Source organism: Pseudoalteromonas sp. GABNS16E, assembly GCF_028598715.1.
In the GTDB taxonomy this organism is placed as follows: domain Bacteria; phylum Pseudomonadota; class Gammaproteobacteria; order Enterobacterales; family Alteromonadaceae; genus Pseudoalteromonas; species Pseudoalteromonas atlantica.
In genome coordinates this window covers 15,687-35,895 of the sequence record NZ_JAQREZ010000013.1, presented here as the reverse complement: position 1 = coordinate 35,895, position 20,209 = coordinate 15,687, and the positions used below count along the sequence as shown (strand labels likewise).

The window sequence follows — 20,209 nt, the reverse complement described above, 5'->3', positions numbered from 1 at the left end:
CTCTGATTAAAGGCGCCTTGTGGCTTGTTATTTAAGCGTCAGGCGCCTCTTTTGTATAACCTGATTAGGATTATCTCATGTCTAAAAAGCATAGACTCAATCAAATTACCTGGGCAATTGGTTTAGGTTTAGTCGCTCATTCGACTAGCTTAATTGCTGCACAAGCCGATGAACAGTTAACAAACGAACAAGAAATAGAAGAAGTTGTTGCTGTAGGTACGCGTTTACAAGGGAGCGCTGCGGCAGTTGTAGAAGAACGTAAAAACCAAGCCTTTGTTGCCGATATTTTAGGCTCTGAACAATTATCACGCACGGGCGACAGCGATGCAGCATCTGCGCTTCGTCGAGTAACAGGCCTAACGCTTGTTGATGGTAAGTTTATTTACGTTAGGGGCCTTGGTGAGCGTTACTCTAGTGCGCGTTTAAATGGCGCTTACATCCCAAGCCCAGATTTAACCCGTAACGTTATTCCGCTGGATATTTTCCCTGCAAGTATTATTGAAAGTATGGCTGTTCAAAAAGCTTACTCTCCAGACATGCCAGCAGCGTTTGGTGGCGGTAATATAGATATTAGAACTAAAACCGCACCGAGTGAATTTACAGCAGGCATTGAAGTGGGGGCAGGTTACGATACGGCATCAAGTGATGGCTTTACCTACAATCGTAACGAAAATGGCATTCCAAGTGAGTTATCACAGGCTATTTCAACATACCGTGGTGATTTTAGTATTGGCAATATTGTTAGTAGTGAAGGCTTTGAAGATGGCGATTTAACCCGTGCAGAACAAGCAACCGCTGTTAATAACGCACTTTTAAAGTCGCTTCCTCGCGATTATGAGTTAAAAGAAGAGTCGTTAGACCCGCGTTATAATATTAAAGCCCATTATGGTGATAGCTTTGAAGAGAGCTATTTTGGCGGCAAGTTTGGGTTTTTACTGGCAGGTGCTTACAAAAACGAATGGGATTTTGAAGAACGTTTTAGCTCAGTTATCACCCAAGATTTAGAAAACGAAGAAGGCAATGTTGATTGTACAACGTCGTTAGCGACCAGTGAAGATGTGAGTAACTCGTGTTACAACACAGTCAAAAATTCGCAAGTGACCACTGAAACCGAAAGTTATAACGGTTCATTGAGCTTGTCATACCGTTTAGGTACGCACAGTATTTCTGCTCAACAGCTTTACATTATTGATAATGAAGATGAGTCTGAAATTGCTATTTCGCAAAGCCCTGCGGGTAGTTCTACGTTTAGTATTGCGGGTGATGGGATTGCAAACCGTAATCATGAGTTTAATTACGAAGAACGCCAATTAAACATTACTCAAGTTATGGGCCAACATACCTTTTTAGATTATTTTGGTATTGGTGCCGATTGGCAGTACACCGAAGCTAAAGCAACGACTGATATACCTACCAGTGCCGACTTTGAGTTTCGTGACACTTATAATAGTGATGGCAGCTATGCCGGCTCAACTATTACAGGGGATGATAACCGTGTAATTATGTCATACACCAATATGGAAGAGCGTGTTAAATCGTACGGTGGTAACTTAACGCTGCCGCTTAGCTTTGAGTCTATGGAAGTTGAGTTTAAAGTTGGTTACGATTTTTCTGACAGAGCTCGAATATTTAATACCTCAAGCTTTGCTATAAACAACAGTGGCGGCTCAGGTATTTCAATAAACGACGGTAGCACTGATGCGCCTAATAATAGTGGTTTTTTAACTGACGACTTTATTGATAATAACGCTGTGTTAGTTGACTTTAATGAGCCAACAGCCCCTGATGCCGATGATTACATAGCTGCGCAAAAGGTGGATGCAGGTTATGCGTCTTTCGATGTTTTTTATGATCAATGGATAAGAATAAGCGGTGGTATTCGTTATGAGGAATTTAAACAATCTTCTATCGGTACATCGAGCCTTATTTTTGATGAAGACGATTTAAATACCTTTTACGATCCAGATAAAATTCAAGCAGGCTCTGTTATTACCGATGATTGGTACCCGGCACTGTCTATTACCTATGTAGGTGGCGATGATTACCAAGTGCGCTTAGGTTATGGTGAAACAGTAGTACGCCCTGATTTTCGTGAAGTAGTGCCTGTTACGTATTACGACCCTTTGACCGACATTAGAACGTTTGGTCGCACAGGTATAAAGAGTAGCCCAATTAAAAACTACGACTTACGTTATGAATATTACGGACAAGCCGGTAATTCATTTAGCGTAGCGGCGTTTTATAAAGATATTACTGCGCCAATTGAAACAGTTTTAAACATTGGCGATGAAGATTACTCAGCATCGTTTATAAATGGTGAAACAGCAGAAGTTTATGGTATTGAAGCTGAATGGCTACAAGACTTAACATTTGTAAGTGAAGGCCTATTTACTAGTGGTAATATCACATTAAGTGATTCTGAAGCGTCTATTGACCCAGCACTGGCGGGTACATTAACTAATCCTAAAAAACGTATGACTGGCCACTCTGAATATGTAGTTAATTTACAATTAAACTACGATTCGTTAGATGGCATGCACAGCAGTTCATTAGTTTATAACGTATTTGGTGAGCGAATTTTAGCAGCGGGTGTTGCTAATAGAGATGACGCGTATGAGCAGCCATTTCACTCACTTGATTTAGTTTATACTTATTACCCTGATTTTAATTCTAAGATTAAGTTTAAAGTTAAAAACTTACTCGATGAAGATCAAGAGGTAACACAATCAGACATTATAGTGCGCTCAAAAGAGCAAGGTGTAACGTTTGATTTAAGTTACAGCTACGAGTTTTAATTTTCTTCCCAAGGAAGGGGGATATAATAAAACCTAACTACCGATTAGCCCTGTATTTAATACAGGGCTTTTTTATGACTATGAAAAATATTTAAGTTTCGCTTTATTCACTAGTTTTAGGGCGCTTGGGGTGTTAGGTTAGCTTTATACTAATCAACTTAAATAACTAGTCATTCTAGTGTGCTCAATAAAGCGCGAACGGCGTTATAAATTTTTGATGCAGAACAGATACATATAAAAATTTATGGCTTGTTATCTCGCTATTAATTTGCCGCTATAAATGATTAATAACTTAATATGATTGGTTTTAATAAAAATTAATTCTCACGCAATGAATTTTAATTTTTAATGTATTAAGGCATCTTTTATGAATCAAACAGTGGAAAAAACAATGAAAAAAGTAGGATTAGTCGGTTGGCGTGGCATGGTTGGCTCTGTGTTATTAGAACGTATGCAGCAGCAAAGTGATTTTGCACATATCGACACCACCTTTTTCACCACCTCACAAGCTGGGCAACTCGGCCCTGATATTGCTGGCGACGCAAAACCGTTATTAGATGCAAGTGATGTAAATGAACTTGCTAAAATGGATATTATTGTTACCTGTCAAGGTGGTGATTATACCAAAGCGGTTTACCCTAAATTACGCGAATCGGGTTGGGATGGTTACTGGATTGATGCAGCTTCTGCACTTCGTATGGTTGATGACAGCATTATTGTACTTGACCCTGTAAATAAAGATGTCATTGAACAAGGTTTAGAGCAAGGCGTAAAAACTTTTGTAGGCGGTAACTGTACCGTATCGTTAATGCTACTTGCTTTAGGTGGTTTGTTTGAGCAAGACTTAATAGAGTGGGTAAGCCCAATGACTTACCAAGCGGCCTCTGGTGCCGGCGCTCGTAATATGAAAGAACTTATTGCACAAATGGGCGCTATTCATTCAAGTGTTGCCGAGCAACTAGATAACCCAAGTTCAGCTATTTTAGAAATTGATAAAATAGTGAGCGAAAAAATGGCTTCAAGCGATTTACCACAAGACCAATTTGGCGTGCCGCTAGCCGGTAGCTTAATTCCTTGGATTGACGTACCAATGCCAAGTGGCCAGTCTAAAGAAGAGTGGAAAGCTCAGGTTGAAGCGAACAAAATTTTAGGCTCTTCTAAACAGCCTGTGCCAATTGATGGTTTATGTGTACGTATTGGTGCAATGCGTTGTCATAGCCAAGCAATGACCATTAAATTACGTGAAGACATTAGCGTAGAAAAAATTGAAGAAATTTTAGCTTCCCATAACGAGTGGGTTAAAGTTATCCCAAATGAGCGCGAAATTAGCGCGACTGACTTAACCCCAGTTAAAGTAACAGGTACGTTAAGTATTCCTGTTGGTCGTATTCGTAAATTAGCCATGGGCCCTAAATACATTAGCGCATTTACCGTGGGCGATCAGCTGTTATGGGGCGCAGCAGAGCCTCTTCGTCGTATGCTTCGCATCATTGTAGACGGTGAATAATTTCTGCATTTAAAAGTGTATATTAAAAAGGGGTTAGCGTATTGCTAACCCCTTTTTTAGTTAAGCGGCACTGCATACGCTACTTTATTTTTTCCTTCGTGTTTTGCTTTCGTTTTTGCTATTTACAACGCTTGCTCAATGGTGCTGTAACGCGCTGTATATAAATGCACTGTATATAAAGCGTATAAGTTTGTGCTTCATTAATACCTAGGAAAAACGTAATAAATATTAATATTGCCATCCCATATGCTCTGTTGGAGCAGTTATAAAATTAATGAGTATATGAAAGGCTCACTAAGCTTGCTTAACTCGGCTCATTGCTTTTTTTGGTATAGCTTTTGCTTGTAATAGTCTATTACAGCTTTATTCGCTCGGTTTTAGCTGCTTTGTGGGTACTTAATTCACTTATGCAGGTATTTTTTACTTATGCCGAGATGCTAAGCCTTCACATAAGGATAGATAATGGCTTCTACTTTTAAAAATACTCGCAAAAAATGGTTTTATGCTTTAGTGGTTACAGCCTTGGGGTTAATTTTACTCAGAGCTTTAGCCCCTTATGCGGTTCAATATTATGTAAATCAGCAGCTTGAACAAACCCAAGGCATAACAGGGCATGTGGGTGATGTTGATTTGTACTTATACCGAGGCGCTTACGCTGTTGATGAGGTAGAAATTTACGCGGTAGATGCCACGCAGGTGCCTAAGCCGTTACTGTCTATTGATACACTTGATTTTTCGCTTGCGTGGTCTGCTTTATTAAACGGTAATTTTGTCACCAACATGGCTTTTACCCGCCCAGAAATTGTTATTTACGATAAAGACCCAACTACCGCTGAACAAAATCAACAGGTGAAAGATGAAACCACGTGGGTAGGCCTTGCTAATGATCTCGTGCCTTTTTCAATTGATACGCTACGTATAGACAATGGTAAAGTAACCTTAGTTAACGCCACCAGCGAAGGAGAGCAGCCTACTTACGTATCAAATATAAACGCTAACATTAACAATATTACCAATGCACAAAACCTCTCTAAAACTTTAGTTACGAGTTTAAAAGTAGAAGGGCAGCTAATGGGCGAAGCTAAGCTGTCTTTAAATGGTAAATTGGATCCTTTTAGTGATGAAGCTAATTTTGATTTTAATGTTGAAGTGCAGCGTTTTTCGGTTAAAAATCTCGAAACTGTTTTTAAAGTGTATACCCCATTTGACATTGAAGCCGGCGGAATAGATGGCGCAATGGAATTGGCCGCTAACAATAATAACTTAAATGGATATGTAAAAGCGGGTGTGCACGATTTAAGTGTTTTTTCGTGGCGCGAAGATATAGAAAAAGATGATGACGGTCTATTTACCGCTATTTTTGAAGGCAGTATTGATTTACTCAGCTCGTTATTAGAAAACGACGAGTCAAAGCTGGTAGCTGCTCGGGTGCCCATAGACGGGCAGTTAGATAACGCTGATGTATCTACTTTCGAAGCCGTGGTTTCGGTATTAAAAAATGCGTTTTTTGAAGCATTTAAAATGAAGGTTGATAATGTAATTTCGTTTGAAAGCACGCAAGAACAACAAGGTGAGTAACTAAAAGCCCTTTGAATTAATTCAAAGGGCTTTTTAAGTTTTAGCAAGTAAAATAGATCAGCTATTTATTGGAGTTGGTAATATCTGAGGTTTTACTTAATAACGTTTTTAGCTCAGCTATTTGCGCTTGTAGTTCAACCACTTGTCCTTGCGTTGCAGGAAGTGAGTTATTATCCGCTTTTAGCTCACGGGCATTTCGATGCTCCTCGCTCATTACTTCTAAAATGGCACCTACCATCATGTTTAAAAACACAAACGCAGTTAAAAAGATAAACGTGAGGTAGTAAATCCAGCTCAGCTCGTACACCGCCATGGTTTCGTACATAATGTCGGTCCAATCTTCAAAGGTGGCTATCCTAAATAGCGTTAACATTGAAATGGATACATCTTGCCAAAGCACCGGGTTAATATCGGCAAACATCATACTGCCCATGGCTGCGTAAATATAAAAAATAACAAACATAAGCAGTGCTATATAGCCCATTTGCGGAATGGCTTTAAGCAATGAATTTACAAGCAAGCGCAGCTCTGGGATCATAGATACTAAACGCAGTACCCTAAATATACGCAGCAATCGGGCAAGTAACATAGTTGAGCCTGCAGCTGGGTATAAGCTGCCAAGTACAATAATGGTATCGAATATATTCCAGCCCTTTGAAAAGAAGTCTTTTATTCCTTTACTTGCAATAAAGCGAATAATGAGCTCGATTAAAAAGAAAGCTGTGATCCCTACATCCATCCAATTTAGAATAAATTCTACGGTGGGGTGAAGAGAATATGTATGAGCACCTACGGTGAGGGCAGAAACAACAATGACAGCTATAACAAATGATTGAAATATCTTGCTTTTGTCTATACGCTGAAACAGCTTTTGTAACTGCGACATCATAATTATGGGTCCTATGCAAAGTCAGGTTTTTATGACGCTAATATACAATAATATTGTTGCTTTCGATAACGAAAGTGTAAGGAATTCTAATGTTAATCAGTCAAATAACTAAAAGCGCATTGCTGTTTGTGGGATTTTCGGTACTTGCAGGGTGTAGCTCCGACGCTCGCTTTCACGAAATTCAATCAGCACGTCTTGATGAATGTAATTATAAAGCTGATAAAGAATATTACGAGTGCCTTGAAAATCAAGATAAAAATTTTGAAGAGTATAAAAAACAGCAAAGTGAACAAACACAATAATTTATGACTAAAACACAAAAATTGCGCGATAAACAAATACGCCAAGCCCTCACCAACGCCTGTGAGCAAATAAAAGCGACTCATTATGGTTTTGCTTATTTAACTCACACCATTGATTTAAAAAATGAAGCAAAGTCACTAAAAATAAGCTGCTATTTTGAAGATGATATAGCCTATAACGACACCGAAGCGCATTTTTCTCAGTTAGTCGATATTATTAACGCCGAGCTTAGCAAAATAAACTTACCGGTAGCGGCTAAGCAAATAACGTTTTTAGTTGATTAACATTGGTTTGCCTAGCTATGGACGTTATAATTACCAAAATTATTTTTGGGATGTAAAGCATGGCTGTTCCATCGCGTTCGCAAATCACACCAGGTACAACCGTAAATATTGTATTAAAAGAAGATCAACGCAGCGGCACATTAACTCAAGGTGTAGTTGAGCGTTTATTAACTAAATCACCTAATCACCCGCATGGTATTAAAGTACGCCTAGAAGATGGTCAAGTCGGCCGAGTAAAAGAGATTTTATAATGACAGCGTTAACAGAGCAGGAATTTTGGGATTTAGTGACCACGCCTGAGTTAGGGCTCGACCCACAAAGCGTAAGCGACAACTTAAAAGCTAAATTGAGCGAGTTAACCGACGAGCAGCTCATTGCTTTTGATAAATTTTTTGGTATTCACATGCGCAAATGTTTTACCTGGGATTTATTTGGTGCTGCATTTGTTATGGCTGGCTGTAACGACGAATACGGTTTTAGCGAATTTAGGTGCTGGCTCATCTCCCGCGGGGAGACGGTATTTAATAACGCATTAAGCAATGCCGACTCACTTGCACAGTGCTCCCCTGTGTATTATTTAAATGAGCAACCTTACCCTTATATTGATGAATACGACTTAATAGCCGGTTTATTATTTGAAGAGCGCAACGACGACGAATTACCTTTTGTACCCTCAGGCGAGCAACCGGCAGGTAAACGCTTTAAAGACAAACCCAAGTTTTTAAAACAAAGCTATCCGCAATTATTTGCAAAATACTGGCAGTAAAGTCACTCTTAGTGGTTTATTTATTTAGTAAATAAACCACTTTGTTTTATTACTCGTAAAACATAACTACAACACTGCATTACATAATGCTAAGTGCTGCGTCCTTTTTTAGATTAAATCTCTGTTATAGTTATAAAAATTAGCGCACACGTTACTTATTACGAGGATACGCCCACTTAATGAAAACCTTACTTTGTTTTTTAATTTCGACAACCTTTATTAGTTCATCTGCATTGGCTGCGCCGAGTAATAAAAGCCGTTTTATACCGTTATTAAAAACAATGCTTGGCGATTACCAGGTGGTAACTGCTAACTCCCCACTGTGTGTGGATAGTCAGTTGAGTTTAATTAACCCAGTTTACCCAGACGCGGGTTTTAAATTAGGCGAGCATATTGCGTTTGAAAGTTTACACAACGGGACCCGTACAACTAAAAAGCCAAATTTTTGTTTTGTAACTAGCTCGTATAAATACAAAAGTGATGGTGTTGATAACAGCTTAAAAATGAGCCGCTGTATTGACCCTAATAACGAAAAAACCATCAGACAAAGCATTAAGTTTACCAGTGTTACAACGCTCAAATATACGCAGAATACCCCCGCAGTAGAGTGCACATTTACAAGGCAGGTTGATTAACTTACTTACAATGAATTTGCGGTATATCGTGCCAGCGCGTTGTGTATTGGGGCGATAAGTAATCTCTGTTCATATGCCAGCCTTGATTTAGTTTGCTGCTGGCTAGGGTGAGTATGCCTTTTCCGTAGCGGTTGTTTATTGTATCAAGACACTGCATTAATTTAGGGTTATCGGCACTTTGGCTAAATAAATCAGTTTGCTGATACTGCACCGAGGTAAGCTCTAAAGCGCCTACACCACATTTATAAAACCGTACACCTGGCTGGTAAATATGAGTAAATACTTCTGATACAGCATTGGCCATTACGCAGGTATCGTTAGTGGGGGTGGCAAATTTATATATAAACGACTTTTTACAATAGCGGTCTTCGTGTTTGCCAGTGGCGGCAAATATATAAAGCTGTTTTGCTAATGAGCGCTGCCCTCGTAGTTTGCTGGCAACCGTGGTTACGTGGTTAATAAGGGCGGTTTTAAGTGCAGTTGGCTCACTTATCCGCTCACCAAAGCTGCGAGTAGAATATATTTCTCGCTTATCTTGGCGTACATCGTCCCATGTTAAGCACGCAATACCATTTAGCTCACTTACGGTACGCTCTACCACCACACTAAACGCGCGGCGCATGGTTTTAGGGTTTTGCTGTGCCAGATCCCACGCGGTATGTATGTTCATTATATTAAGCTTTTTAGCTAGGCGCTTACCTATGCCCCATACATCGGCGCAGCTCATTCTTTGTAAAATTGCTTGGCGGCTTTGCTCGTTATGTATAACGGCCACCCCATCAAACCCGCTTAGCTTTTTAGCTGCATGGTTAGCGGCTTTTGCCAAAGTAGGGGTTGGGCCAAAACCAACACCCACAGGCAGTTTAGTTTCGCGCCAAACGGTGCGCCTTATTGTATGCCCGTACTCGTGCCAGTTTTGTATAAGGGGTGTGTAGCCATTAAAGTGCAAAAACGACTCATCAATACTGTATATGTATTGTGTGTCGCAAAAGCGGCCAATTACGTTCATCATTTTGGCGCTTAAATCGGCGTACAACTCATAGTTACTCGAACGTACAACCACCTTGTGTTGCTCAAGCAGGTGCTTAACTTTAAAATAAGGGCCAAATTTAGGAATGTTTAAGCGCCGAGCTATCGGGCATACTGCACATACGCAGCCATCGTTATTAGTTAAAACCACCACAGGTTTAGAGCGAATAGCGGGGTCGAACACTTTTTCGGCACTGGCATAAAATGCAACGGCATCGACTAAGGCGTACATTTTAATAGCTCAGGGCTTGGGCGGTGCATTCTAATTGATAGTGTAACCACTCCCTCTAACTGAAACTCATCAGCTGAGGTTAGTTGTACCGGCTTATGTAAAGGCGATGCCGAGAGTAACCGCGCATTGGTTTTATCTAATAGCTTACACACAAATAAGCCATTTAAGTTAGCAACAATAACATCGCCGTTATCGGCTTGCTCAGCACGGTCTACAAGCAGTAAGTCGCCTTCAAAAATCCCCACCTCTTGCATGGAATTACCCGAGGCAATACCAATAAAGGTGGCGTCGGGGTGCTTTATTAATAGCTCATCAAGAGAAACACCGAGCTCGGCGTATTGCGCCGCGGGCGATTCAAACCCACACACACCGGCTTCTATATAAACGGGAATAACAAACATAACACAACCTAAAACGCATATACTGTATAAGTGTACAGTATATGCGTTTTGTGTAAGTTATGCCAAGAAATGAAAGACAGATCACGCCATGTTTTTGATCATTTGTTGCGCGGTATCTAAAAAGTCTTTGATTTGCTGCGGGTTTAAGTTTTTACACATTTGATCATTTATTTGCTGCTCAGAGGCTAATAACTTATCAAAAAGTGTGTTGCCTTGTTCGGTGAGCGACAAAATAAAGCAGCGTTTGTCGTGCTCACTTGCTTGCTTATTAATAAGGTTTAACGCAATAAGATCTTTAATTAAGCGGGCAATTTGGGCTTTGTCGCGCTGTGTTTTAGTCACAATGTCGTTAGCGGTACAGTTAGATGTACTGGCAATAATGTGTATACAACGCACGTGCATAGCATTAATACCAAGGTCGCCTGCGTTAATAGCCTCGCGTATTGTTACGCGGTAATTTTGCATCAGCTCAAATAGGGTATTTGATAAAAGCGTGTTCATAAGCTCTCTAATGGTTGACAATATCAATTAGTTTGTTATAGTTGATTTTATCAACCAATGGGGCGTTGTGCAATGCTTGCTTTAAAAAGCAGTTAACTATTTTGTTAAACGAGGTGATTTTAAATGGGTAAACAAGTTCGCAAAGCTACGATACTAAGTACTGAACAAATAACACCGCATTTACAGCGCATTGTTGTAGGCTCAGATGAGTTTTCGGATTTAACGCAAGCGCATATTGGCAGCTATGTAAAAGTGCTTATTCCCCAAAATGGCAAAGTTGATTTTAATTTAAAAACCGCGTGCATGCGCTCTTACACAATAAGAGACGTTGATGATGCAACGGGCGCGTTAACGCTCGACTTTGTAATAAACATGCACCAAGGTCCGGCTACGCAATGGGCTATAACTGCAAAAGTAGGTGACGAGGTTGGCATAGCGGGCCCAGGCCCTAAAAAGCTTGATAATTACCAGCATCCGCATTATGTATTGCTAGGCGATTTAACCTCAGTTAATGCAATAAAAGGGTACATGCAGCAGTTACCCGCCAGCGCAAAAATTGACGCGTTTGTGCATGCCCCTACAGAGCAAGACATTATTGATTTACAAACGCAGCGCGATGTTAATTGGTTAATTACAGATACCCCAGATACCGATATGCTCAGCGCGCTTAACAATTTGCCACACACAAACGAGCCACCTATTGTATTTATGGCATTAGAGGCAGGGCTAGTGCGCAAAGCAAAAACCTTACTTACCCAGGATTGTAATATACCGCGCAGTAATATAGTTTCCTCTGGTTATTGGAAAAAAGGCGTAGACTCAGAGGGTTATAAAAAAGAGCGCCAGCAAAGCCCTGAGCTTGCATGAATACCTTAGAGCAAAACAGCCTAACGCTATTTTGCTTTTATCCGTTACCTAACTTGAATTGAATAAATAGCAGACCCATTTAAGTGTTTTATGCTGATGATGAAGCCCATTGTTAGCATGCATTTTAAGGAGCTGCTATTTTGTTATCTTCCATTCCCTTTTCGTTATTAGAGCTTGCCCCCATGATAAAAGGGGACAGCGTTTCTCATACGCTCAATAAAACCACTAAATACGCCCAGCGTGCCGACCAATTAGGGTTTAATCGCTTTTGGCTAGCCGAGCACCATAATATGCCTGGTATAATTTGTGCTGCCACCTCAATATTAGTAGGTCACATTGCAGGTAAAACTCAGCGTATACGGGTTGGCTCTGGCGGAATAATGCTGCCTAATCATTCACCCTTAGTTGTGGCTGAGCAATTTGGTACGTTAGAGAGTTTATACCCTGGACGAATAGATTTAGGCCTTGGCCGCGCTCCAGGTAGTGACCCAGTAACCAGCCGTGCACTAAATAATGATATGAGCCGCGCAGAAAACTTCCCGGTCGAGGTAACAGAGCTGCAAACATTATTAGGCCCATACAATGGCACACACCCTATACGTGCTATCCCCGGGGAGGACACAAACGTACCGCTTTGGTTATTAGGCTCAAGTTTGTTTAGCGCCCAATTGGCCGCGCAAAAAGGGTTGCCTTATGTATTTGCAGGGCACTTTGCACCGCGTTTTGTACACGATGCCATCGCACTATATAAGCGAGAATTTAAAGCCTCAAATGTACTCGATAAACCCTATGTAATGCTTGCCTTACCGCTGGTAGCAGCAGAAACCGATGAAGAAGCGCAATACCTCTCTACCACCTCAAAACAACGGGTGCTTGAATTAATACGCGGCAAAGAGCTGTGGCTAAAGCCACCGGTAGAGAGTATGGAAGGTTTATGGAGTGAGCAAGAGCGCGCCCACGTAGAAAACTTTTTAAGCTTAAGCGTTGTTGGCGGGCATGTGAGTATAAAACATAAATTAGAAATGATAGCGAAAGAGCTAGAAGTGGATGAGTTTATATTTACCAACGATGTTTACGACAGCGAAAAACGCCACCGAGCTCTAGAAATTTTAATGGAAATAAAGCATTAATTAAAAAAGGAAGTGTTTAGTTAAGCAAGCGTACACACAAGCCTTGCTACTATGTAGACATCATTAAAAGTGAATACAAACTTATTAACTTTAAGTGATGTCTGAACAAACGCTTTCGATAATTAAACATACTTAGGTTGCCAAGGATAAGGCCCATTTTGCATTATTTGTCGTTCTGTTTTTTCAATCAAACTGATTTAAACAATCAATTTTAAGACATCACTTTTATTTTTTATAATGTAGTTATTAACCAAACATCATTAAATTAAAGGAAGGTACACCGTGAACGCTCTAACAACCGCATCGGCTAATTCAGTTACTCATACAGCGCAGCCAAAAGTTGCTCTGATAGCTGAAGGTGGCGGACAACGAGGGATATTCACAGCCGGTGTATTAGATGCATGGTTAGAGCAAAACTACGACCCCTTTGATTTATTTATTGGCACCTCTGCCGGCTCGCAAAATTTAACAAGCTATTTAGCGCGCCAAAAAGGTTACGCTAAACGCTTAATTAGAGGGCTTTCGCGTAACAAACGCTTTTTTCAACTAGGGCGTGGTTTAATGGGTAAGCACATTGTTGATTTAGACTGGTACTTTGAAAAAACCACCGAAGTAAACAGAGCCCTTGATTTTAAAACAGCAAAAACCAGCCTAGGTGAGCGAGAGCTGCTTATAACGGCAACCAATGCACGCGACAGAAAAGCTTATTACCTTTCACCTACAGGCGAGGGTAAGCAATGGCGAGATTTGTTAAAAGCATCGAGCGCGTTACCTTTTTTGTATAAACAAGGCGTTAAACTTACTCCTTGGTTAGGTACAAAAGCGGCAAACGAAGCGCATTTAGCTGCAGAGCAATCAAGTGAAGATTTTTATTTAGATGGCGGCTTAGCTGCGCCACTGCCTGTACGCGAAGCTTATAACCGTGGCGCACGAAAAATCGTGGTAATTAGAACCGTTGATGAGCATTTTCAGGCGCAAACTGCATGGGTTCAAAAGCTTAGAACATTTGCATGTGCATCAGGCTACTGCCCAAAAACACTTGATTACTTGATTCAACACGAGCAAGCATACCTAGACGAGCTAACGTTTATTGCCAACCCACCTAGTGATGTAGAAATTATACAAATTTTTGCAGACGAAAAGCTACACAGTAAATTATTAGGTAGCTCGAATGATGATTTACGCTTTGATCATAAGCTAGGTGTAAAAGCAGGCCGCGCTTATTTAAAAAGCCAAAACGCACGTATAGTAGATTACGCACACAGCTACGCTATGTAGCTGTGTATTAACGCTTAAACTTAAATTACTACTTAAGTTTAAGCGTTGGTAAAGTGCAGTGGCAAAATTAAAGCTCTGCTTTTTTTAAACTTATCGATGGCTTTTTATTGCTAATCGCCGCACCTATTAAAATAAGCGCTAAAGCAAAAAACACTGACCAACTAAAAGGAGCCTGCGAAGCGAGTATTAAAATAAAAGTAGAAAGCACCGGCGTTAAAAAACTTAACGAGGCTAATAGCGAGCGGTTACCAAATTTTAAACCATAATCCCATAAATAAAATGCACCTCCCACTGGGCCTAACCCTAATAAAATAGCGCCTAGCCATTGTGAAACAGACAAACTAGTAACGGTTGTTTCAAAATAAGAATGTGCACAAAGGGCAAGCACAGCCACAATAAGCGAAAGCCAGCCTATGTCATCTACTTGGCTATTAAATTGCGACATTAAATAAGAATAACTAGACCACAGTACTGCGCAGCATCCTGCAAAAAAATACCCTAAGTAATACTCACTATTAATAGATAATCCACTGCCATCGGTAATTAAACTAAGCGTGCCTAAAAACCCCAATAATCCGCCTAATATTGCTTTAAATTTAGACCCAGGGGTAGCCACAAATACACCCAGTAATAATGGCCAAAGGTACACAATTAAGCTTACCTCTATTAAAGGACCGTATTTTAAAGCCATAAAATAACAAAAGTGAAAACCAAATAAGCCGGTAACACCTATTACAATTTGTTTTTTAGAAAGTTTAGGAGGGGTTAATAATGGCTGTTTTGTAGCAAAACGTTTTACTAATAAAATAATAAAAGAAAGTGCAAAGCACATAAAAAGTAACTGAAAAGCCGGGATCGCTTTGGTTAAATTACCTAGTAATGCTAAAAGCCCCCACGAAAATATTGCTAAAAACCCTATGTGTGTTGCCATTAATTACCCTCCGTAAATACTAGGTACTGAGTGTATCAATATAGGCTTTTAAAAATGTGCTAAAAAGACGGTGTTATTGTTTGCTCTGACGCTATTTAACCTACGCTCTGCTTGAGCTTGCTTTATTATTTCGTGTTTAGGTTATCTATATTACTGCTTTGCAAACGCTTTAGGTGGCTGTCCAAAATATACATTAAACCGGCGGCTAAACGCAGAGGCATCGTTATAACCAATGCGCTCGCCTACTAAAGCAATCGGTAAGTCTGAATGGGTTAAAAGGGCGCGAGCGTGCTGCATTCGCAACATAGTTAAATATTGCAGCGCACTCATAGTGGTACTTTTTTTAAACACAGTTTTAAATTGTGTAACGCTTAAACAGGCTATATCGGCCAGCTCTTTTAACGTGTAGGGGTAGGCTAAATTTTGCTTAACAGTGGTTATTACATTATCTATTCGTTTATCAATATTACTGTGGCTGCTTTGCTCACAAAGTAATAAGTAAAATAAATAAAAAGTTGAACTTGTAAGCTTTTCATCGCTAACAACGAGCAGTTGCTGCTCTATAAACTGTAAGTAACTTAATAAACGGCTATCTATTGAGATTTTAGGGCATAAAAGATGAATAAGGTTTTGAGGTAGCGCGTCTAAATCTGCCACAATAAAACGCGCGGCTTCATCGGCCGTAAAGGCATGCACTACGTTTTTCTCTATAACGATACAACTGCCTGTACTCACCGTTGTTTTAAAGTCATTATTTAACGTTATAAAAATTTCCCCGTGTAGGGGTAAAACGAGTTGATGGTAATTGTGCTGGTGGCGCTTTATATCTTGCGAATAATACCGAATAGAAAGCTTATTCATTACCTACTCCAATACCTAATACACAAACCGAGTATTGCCTAACATACTTTAAGTAAAACATGGCGTTGATTAAACCTAAGTAGATGACAATAATATACTGGTTTCGCTATTTAAAATGCCTTCTATTTCGCGTACTTGCCTGAGTACGCCATCAAACTCACCTAAATTTGCCGCCTGTATTTCAGCCACTAGATCCCAAGCGCCATTGGTTGTATGTAACTTTGTTAGCTCTGGTATGCCGCGCATGGTTTTAATTACCTGCGATGTAGATTTACCCACCACTTCCACCATCATTATTGCTCTTACAGCTTCGGTTTCTATGTGTTCGTGTACACGCACCGTAAAGCCTAATATAGCGCCTGATGAGACTAAACGGTCTAAGCGGTTTTGCACTGTCCCGCGCGAAACATTTAAAACATCGGCTAGGGCTGAAATAGAAGCGCGGCCATCTTTTCGTAATTCGGCTATTAATGCGTTATCTAATGAGTCGTAAATGTAAGGGGTCATAAAACGCCTTGGGTTATGTGTTTATTACAAATTACTAAATTTGTACTTTAATGCATAGCAATTTGCTAAAAAATAATATTATTTGTATAAACTTTTGGCATTTTAAGTAACACCTCTGGCCTATAAACTTATTTCAATTAATTTATTTAGTCATTAAAGAGGTATTTATGAGTCATTTTATCGCACAACCTAAACAAGGTGTTCCATTTGTTAGCGTACAGGCAATGGCCAAACTTATAAATAAAGTCGGAATAGAAAACGTATTGCTTGAGCTTACTCAAAGATTAGAACAGGACTTTGCTCGCTGGGATGAGTTTGATAAATCGCCCCGTTATGCAGCGCACTCTCCTGATGGCGTAATAGAGCTTATGCCCGTAAGCGACGGTAAAATGTTTAGCTGTAAATATGTAAATGGTCATCCAAAAAACACCTTTAAGGAACTTCAAACCGTGGCCGCATTTGGTATTTTGTCGGATGTTGATAGCGGCTATCCGGTTATGATCAGCGAAATGTGCTTACTAACAGCCTTACGCACAGCGGCCACATCGGCGCTTGTAGCAAAGTATTTAGCGCCTAAGCACTCAACAACGCTTACATTAATTGGTAATGGCGCACAGTCTGAGTTTCAGGCATTAGCTTTTAAAGCCGTATTAGGCATTACTCACATTCGTTTATACGATATTGATAAAAATGCCTCACAAAAAGCCTACAACAACTTAAGTGGTTACGGCTTAAATGTAACTCTATGCAATAGCGCAGAAGAAGCCGTACAAGGCGCGCACATTATTACCACCTGCACAGCCGATAAAAAAAATGCCACTATTTTAACCAGCGATATGATCCCCCAGGGCGTGCATTTAAATGCCATTGGTGGGGATTGCCCTGGTAAAACAGAGCTTGATTCACAATTATTAACGCGCGCAAATGTGTTTGTAGAGTATGAACCGCAAACCAGAATAGAGGGCGAAATACAGCAAATGAGCAAAACCTTTGCCGTAACAGAGTTTCATAAAGTAATTAATAAACAAACACCTGGGCGTACAAGTAACGACGAGCTTACTATTTTTGATGGGGTAGGCTTTGCAAGCGAAGACTTTACCGCGCTGGTGTATATTAAAGACGCGCTGGTGGCTGCGGGTGAGTTTGAACTACTTGATTTAATTACACAACAAGCTGATCCGCGTAATTTATTTTCGGTACTTAATAGTACACAACCATCAAAAACACCTAAGCAAGAGCAAGTCGCATGAGCCACATAAAACAAGCACCGACAGCGGTGGTGATGGTGCGCCCGCATCACTTTACATCTAACCCACAAACCATGTTAGACAACACGTTTCAAAGTACCTGCAACTCACAAAATCAGAGTCAGCTTGCCTTTGACGAAGTCACTAAAGCGGTTAAATTATTACAAAACGAGGGTGTAACGGTTCATCTTTTTGAAGACGAACATACACACACGCCCGATTCTGTGTTTCCAAATAATTGGTTTTCTACTCATCAAAGTGGCGAGCTAGTTATGTACCCAATGTACGCAGAAAACAGAAGGTTAGAATATCGAAAAGATATTATTGATTTTTTGACTAATCACTATAAAGTGTTGTCTGTGACTGATTATTCATTTTTAGCGAAAGAAAATGCATTTTTAGAAGGCACAGGATCGCTTGTTATTGACCACCCCCATAAGCTTGCTTATGCAGTAGAATCGAAGCGCACTACTAAAACCGTGGTTAATACAGTATGCGAACAATTAAAGCTAAAACCTGTTGTATTTAACGCCTACGATGAGCAAGGTACTGCGGTTTATCATACTAATGTATTAATGTGTGTAGCCACAGAGTTTGCCATGATCAGCTTAAATATGGTGCCAAATAGTCAGCACAAACAATTAACTAGCCATTTTATACAAAGCCATTTAGAAGTAATAAACTTAACTAATGAGCAAATAAGTAGCTTTTGCGGCAACGCAATAGAGTTACAAGGTACAAATGGTCGTATTTTAGCACTCTCACAAACGGCGTTTAATGCACTTACAACCGAGCAAAAAGCAGTAATACAAAAAACAGCTAAACTTGTTCCGTTACCTATACCAACCATAGAGTCGGCGGGAGGTTCGGTTAGATGCATGATTGCTGGCATACACCTGCAAAGTAAATAACCTACCACTAAGTCAACATACTAAGGCAGCTTAGCTGCCTTAATCTATGGCTAACATGCATTATTAAATGCCAATTACTCAACTACACGCTGAGTAAAAACATAATAAATACAAAAGGATTAGCCCATGTTCGATACCGTAGTAAAAAGTGTAAATGGCCTATTATGGGGAGAAGGCCAAATACTAATCTACATACTACTGTTTGCAGGTATTTGGTTTTCGGTACGTTTAAAAGCAATTCAAATAGTAAAATTTAAACACATGTTTAGCCTGTTAAAAGGCAGTAGCAAGTGTAAAAAAGACGACATTTCATCATTTCAAGCATTGTGTACTGGCTTGTGTGCCCGTGTAGGTACAGGTAATTTAGCTGGGGTCGCTGTTGCAATTTCACTAGGCGGAAGCGGCGCCATATTTTGGATGTGGGTTATAGCCATACTAGGCATGGCAACCGGCTTTGCCGAAAGTGTATTAGGGCAAGTGTATAAAGTACGCGATAGTAGTGGCGAATTTAGAGGCGGCCCCGCCTATTATATTCAACAAGGTTTGGGCAGCCGTGCCTTTGCTATTGTGTTTGCCGCGTGTTTATTTTTAGGTTATGGCTTTACTTTTAGTGCCATGCAAACCAATACCATAACCGACGCCCTTAACTATGCTTTTCAAGTACCTACCTTTTATTCTGGGTTAGTTATTACCGTATTAGCAGGCTCAATTATATTAGGTGGCTTTAAAGCTATTGCCCGCTTTGCTGAGCGAGTAGTGCCACTAATGGGCATATTATTTGTAGCCGCGGCGGTTATTATTACGATTATGAATTTACCGCAAGTGCCTGCCATGCTTAAAGATGTGTTTTTATCAGCGTTTGGTTTACAAGAAGCAGGCGCAGGAGCAATGGCCGCTGCCATTAAAAACGGTATACAACGCGGATTATATTCTAACGAAGCCGGCGCAGGTAGTGTGCCGCATGCTGCAGCAAGCGCTAGCCCAATGCCTAATCACCCAGTTACTCAAGGGTATATACAAATGCTTGGCGTTTTTTTCGATACAATTGTACTTTGTAGCTGTACCGCGGTAGTTATTTTATTGGCCGATGTAGATATAAGCGGCGAAATGGAAGGCATACGTCTAACCCAAAGCGCCATGACCGCACATTTAGCACAAGGCGGTGTGTACTTTGTTGCAGCAGCAATTACCTTATTTGCTTTTACCTCGGTGGTGGCAAACTATGCTTACGCCGAAAGTAACCTTCATTTATTTAAGCTTGATAACAAAATAGGGCGCACAATTTATACATTACTTTATTTATCAATGATGCTTTGGGGCGCGTCAGCCTCGTTAAAAGAAGTGTGGGATTTAGCCGATATAGCACTAGGGCTAATGACAGTGGTTAACGTAATCGCTATTATATTGCTCACGCCCACTATTTTGTCTGTTAATCGAGACTACAACACACAAAGAGAAAAAGGCATAGACCCCGAATTTAAAGTAAATGACGTAAAGATACAGGGAAAGTGCGAAAGCGGTATTTGGGATTAATTAAGCAACTTTGATTATTAAAAG

Annotated in this window: 21 protein-coding genes; 14 read left to right on the top strand and 7 right to left on the bottom strand. The window is 40.2% G+C overall.

Translation table 11 applies throughout. From position 1 onward, the window contains the following. Positions 1 to 77 precede the first annotated feature (77 nt). The 3 genes from PSI06_RS07675 to PSI06_RS07665 all read left to right on the top strand — a co-directional run bounded on the left by PSI06_RS07675 (position 78) and on the right by PSI06_RS07665 (position 5,880). A complete protein-coding gene (locus PSI06_RS07675; protein WP_273603506.1) occupies positions 78 to 2,795 on the top strand; it encodes a TonB-dependent receptor plug domain-containing protein in 2,718 nt (905 codons plus the stop codon). Between the two features lie 367 nt (positions 2,796 to 3,162). Continuing rightward, a complete protein-coding gene (gene asd / locus PSI06_RS07670; RefSeq protein WP_039972138.1) occupies positions 3,163 to 4,302 on the top strand; it encodes an aspartate-semialdehyde dehydrogenase in 1,140 nt (379 codons plus the stop codon). 462 nt (positions 4,303 to 4,764) lie between these two features. Beyond that, positions 4,765 to 5,880 carry a DUF748 domain-containing protein gene (locus tag PSI06_RS07665; protein WP_121638539.1) on the top strand — a complete coding sequence of 372 codons (1,116 nt, stop codon included), beginning with the start codon at positions 4,765 to 4,767 and terminating at the stop codon, positions 5,878 to 5,880. Between the two features lie 61 nt (positions 5,881 to 5,941). Here PSI06_RS07665 and PSI06_RS07660 read toward each other — a convergent pair whose 3' ends face one another. After that, positions 5,942 to 6,769, bottom strand: coding sequence for an ion transporter (locus tag PSI06_RS07660; RefSeq protein WP_004586335.1), 828 nt, complete (start codon positions 6,767 to 6,769; stop codon positions 5,942 to 5,944). Positions 6,770 to 6,858: 89 nt separating this feature from the next. On the opposite strand from PSI06_RS07660, the gene PSI06_RS07655 reads away from it, so the two are divergent. The 5 genes from PSI06_RS07655 (at position 6,859) to PSI06_RS07635 (ending at position 8,757) form a co-directional block, all read left to right on the top strand. Beyond that, a complete protein-coding gene (locus tag PSI06_RS07655) occupies positions 6,859 to 7,071 on the top strand; it encodes a hypothetical protein (RefSeq protein WP_004586334.1) in 213 nt (70 codons plus the stop codon). Between the two features lie 3 nt (positions 7,072 to 7,074). Continuing rightward, on the top strand, positions 7,075 to 7,356 hold the full coding sequence (locus PSI06_RS07650) for a hypothetical protein (protein ID WP_121638555.1): 282 nt from the start codon (positions 7,075 to 7,077) through the stop codon (positions 7,354 to 7,356). Positions 7,357 to 7,415: 59 nt separating this feature from the next. Further along, positions 7,416 to 7,607, top strand: a complete 192-nt coding sequence (locus PSI06_RS07645; RefSeq protein WP_004586332.1) for a YwbE family protein — start codon at positions 7,416 to 7,418, stop codon at positions 7,605 to 7,607. After that, on the top strand, positions 7,607 to 8,122 hold the full coding sequence (locus tag PSI06_RS07640) for a DUF4240 domain-containing protein (protein ID WP_004586331.1): 516 nt from the start codon (positions 7,607 to 7,609) through the stop codon (positions 8,120 to 8,122). Before PSI06_RS07645 ends, PSI06_RS07640 begins: the two co-directional genes overlap by 1 nt. 179 nt (positions 8,123 to 8,301) lie before the next feature. Next, positions 8,302 to 8,757 (top strand): hypothetical protein, encoded by a 456-nt coding sequence (locus PSI06_RS07635; protein ID WP_055254190.1) that lies wholly within the window; start codon positions 8,302 to 8,304, stop codon positions 8,755 to 8,757. A gap of 1 nt (position 8,758) precedes the next feature. Here PSI06_RS07635 and PSI06_RS07630 read toward each other — a convergent pair whose 3' ends face one another. From PSI06_RS07630 to PSI06_RS07620, 3 genes are all read right to left on the bottom strand, one after another. Then, positions 8,759 to 10,018 (bottom strand): Y-family DNA polymerase, encoded by a 1,260-nt coding sequence (locus tag PSI06_RS07630; protein ID WP_121638558.1) that lies wholly within the window; start codon positions 10,016 to 10,018, stop codon positions 8,759 to 8,761. After that, positions 10,006 to 10,419, bottom strand: a complete 414-nt coding sequence (locus tag PSI06_RS07625; RefSeq protein ID WP_004586327.1) for a S24 family peptidase — start codon at positions 10,417 to 10,419, stop codon at positions 10,006 to 10,008. The genes PSI06_RS07630 and PSI06_RS07625 overlap by 13 nt, the downstream gene beginning before the upstream one ends. An 81-nt stretch (positions 10,420 to 10,500) precedes the next feature. Next, positions 10,501 to 10,920: a MarR family winged helix-turn-helix transcriptional regulator gene (locus tag PSI06_RS07620; protein ID WP_004586326.1), complete on the bottom strand. Its 420-nt coding sequence runs from the start codon at positions 10,918 to 10,920 to the stop codon at positions 10,501 to 10,503. Between the two features lie 123 nt (positions 10,921 to 11,043). Between PSI06_RS07620 and PSI06_RS07615 the strand changes: the two genes are divergently transcribed. From PSI06_RS07615 to PSI06_RS07605, 3 genes are all read left to right on the top strand, one after another. After that, positions 11,044 to 11,787, top strand: a complete 744-nt coding sequence (locus PSI06_RS07615; RefSeq protein WP_273603505.1) for a siderophore-interacting protein — start codon at positions 11,044 to 11,046, stop codon at positions 11,785 to 11,787. Between the two features lie 140 nt (positions 11,788 to 11,927). Then, a complete protein-coding gene (locus PSI06_RS07610) occupies positions 11,928 to 12,917 on the top strand; it encodes an LLM class flavin-dependent oxidoreductase (RefSeq protein WP_273603504.1) in 990 nt (329 codons plus the stop codon). Positions 12,918 to 13,199: 282 nt separating this feature from the next. Continuing rightward, positions 13,200 to 14,195: a patatin-like phospholipase family protein gene (locus tag PSI06_RS07605; protein WP_029772994.1), complete on the top strand. Its 996-nt coding sequence runs from the start codon at positions 13,200 to 13,202 to the stop codon at positions 14,193 to 14,195. 67 nt (positions 14,196 to 14,262) lie between these two features. Here the strand turns inward: PSI06_RS07605 and PSI06_RS07600 are convergent, their stop codons facing one another. The 3 genes from PSI06_RS07600 to PSI06_RS07590 all read right to left on the bottom strand — a co-directional run bounded on the left by PSI06_RS07600 (position 14,263) and on the right by PSI06_RS07590 (position 16,494). Beyond that, positions 14,263 to 15,126, bottom strand: coding sequence for a DMT family transporter (locus tag PSI06_RS07600; protein WP_273603503.1), 864 nt, complete (start codon positions 15,124 to 15,126; stop codon positions 14,263 to 14,265). Between the two features lie 150 nt (positions 15,127 to 15,276). Next, positions 15,277 to 15,987: an AraC family transcriptional regulator gene (locus PSI06_RS07595; protein ID WP_273603502.1), complete on the bottom strand. Its 711-nt coding sequence runs from the start codon at positions 15,985 to 15,987 to the stop codon at positions 15,277 to 15,279. 75 nt (positions 15,988 to 16,062) lie between these two features. After that, positions 16,063 to 16,494, bottom strand: coding sequence for an Lrp/AsnC family transcriptional regulator (locus PSI06_RS07590; protein ID WP_273603501.1), 432 nt, complete (start codon positions 16,492 to 16,494; stop codon positions 16,063 to 16,065). A 167-nt stretch (positions 16,495 to 16,661) separates the two neighbouring features. Here PSI06_RS07590 and PSI06_RS07585 point away from each other — a divergent pair, with 167 nt between their 5' ends. The 3 genes from PSI06_RS07585 (at position 16,662) to PSI06_RS07575 (ending at position 20,185) form a co-directional block, all read left to right on the top strand. Beyond that, positions 16,662 to 17,744 carry an ornithine cyclodeaminase gene (locus tag PSI06_RS07585; RefSeq protein WP_273603500.1) on the top strand — a complete coding sequence of 361 codons (1,083 nt, stop codon included), beginning with the start codon at positions 16,662 to 16,664 and terminating at the stop codon, positions 17,742 to 17,744. Continuing rightward, positions 17,741 to 18,652 carry a citrulline utilization hydrolase CtlX gene (gene ctlX / locus PSI06_RS07580; RefSeq protein WP_273603499.1) on the top strand — a complete coding sequence of 304 codons (912 nt, stop codon included), beginning with the start codon at positions 17,741 to 17,743 and terminating at the stop codon, positions 18,650 to 18,652. Before PSI06_RS07585 ends, ctlX begins: the two co-directional genes overlap by 4 nt. A 126-nt stretch (positions 18,653 to 18,778) precedes the next feature. Next, entirely contained in the window at positions 18,779 to 20,185 is a 1,407-nt protein-coding gene (locus PSI06_RS07575; protein WP_273603498.1) for an alanine/glycine:cation symporter family protein, read from the top strand. Positions 20,186 to 20,209 lie beyond the last annotated feature (24 nt).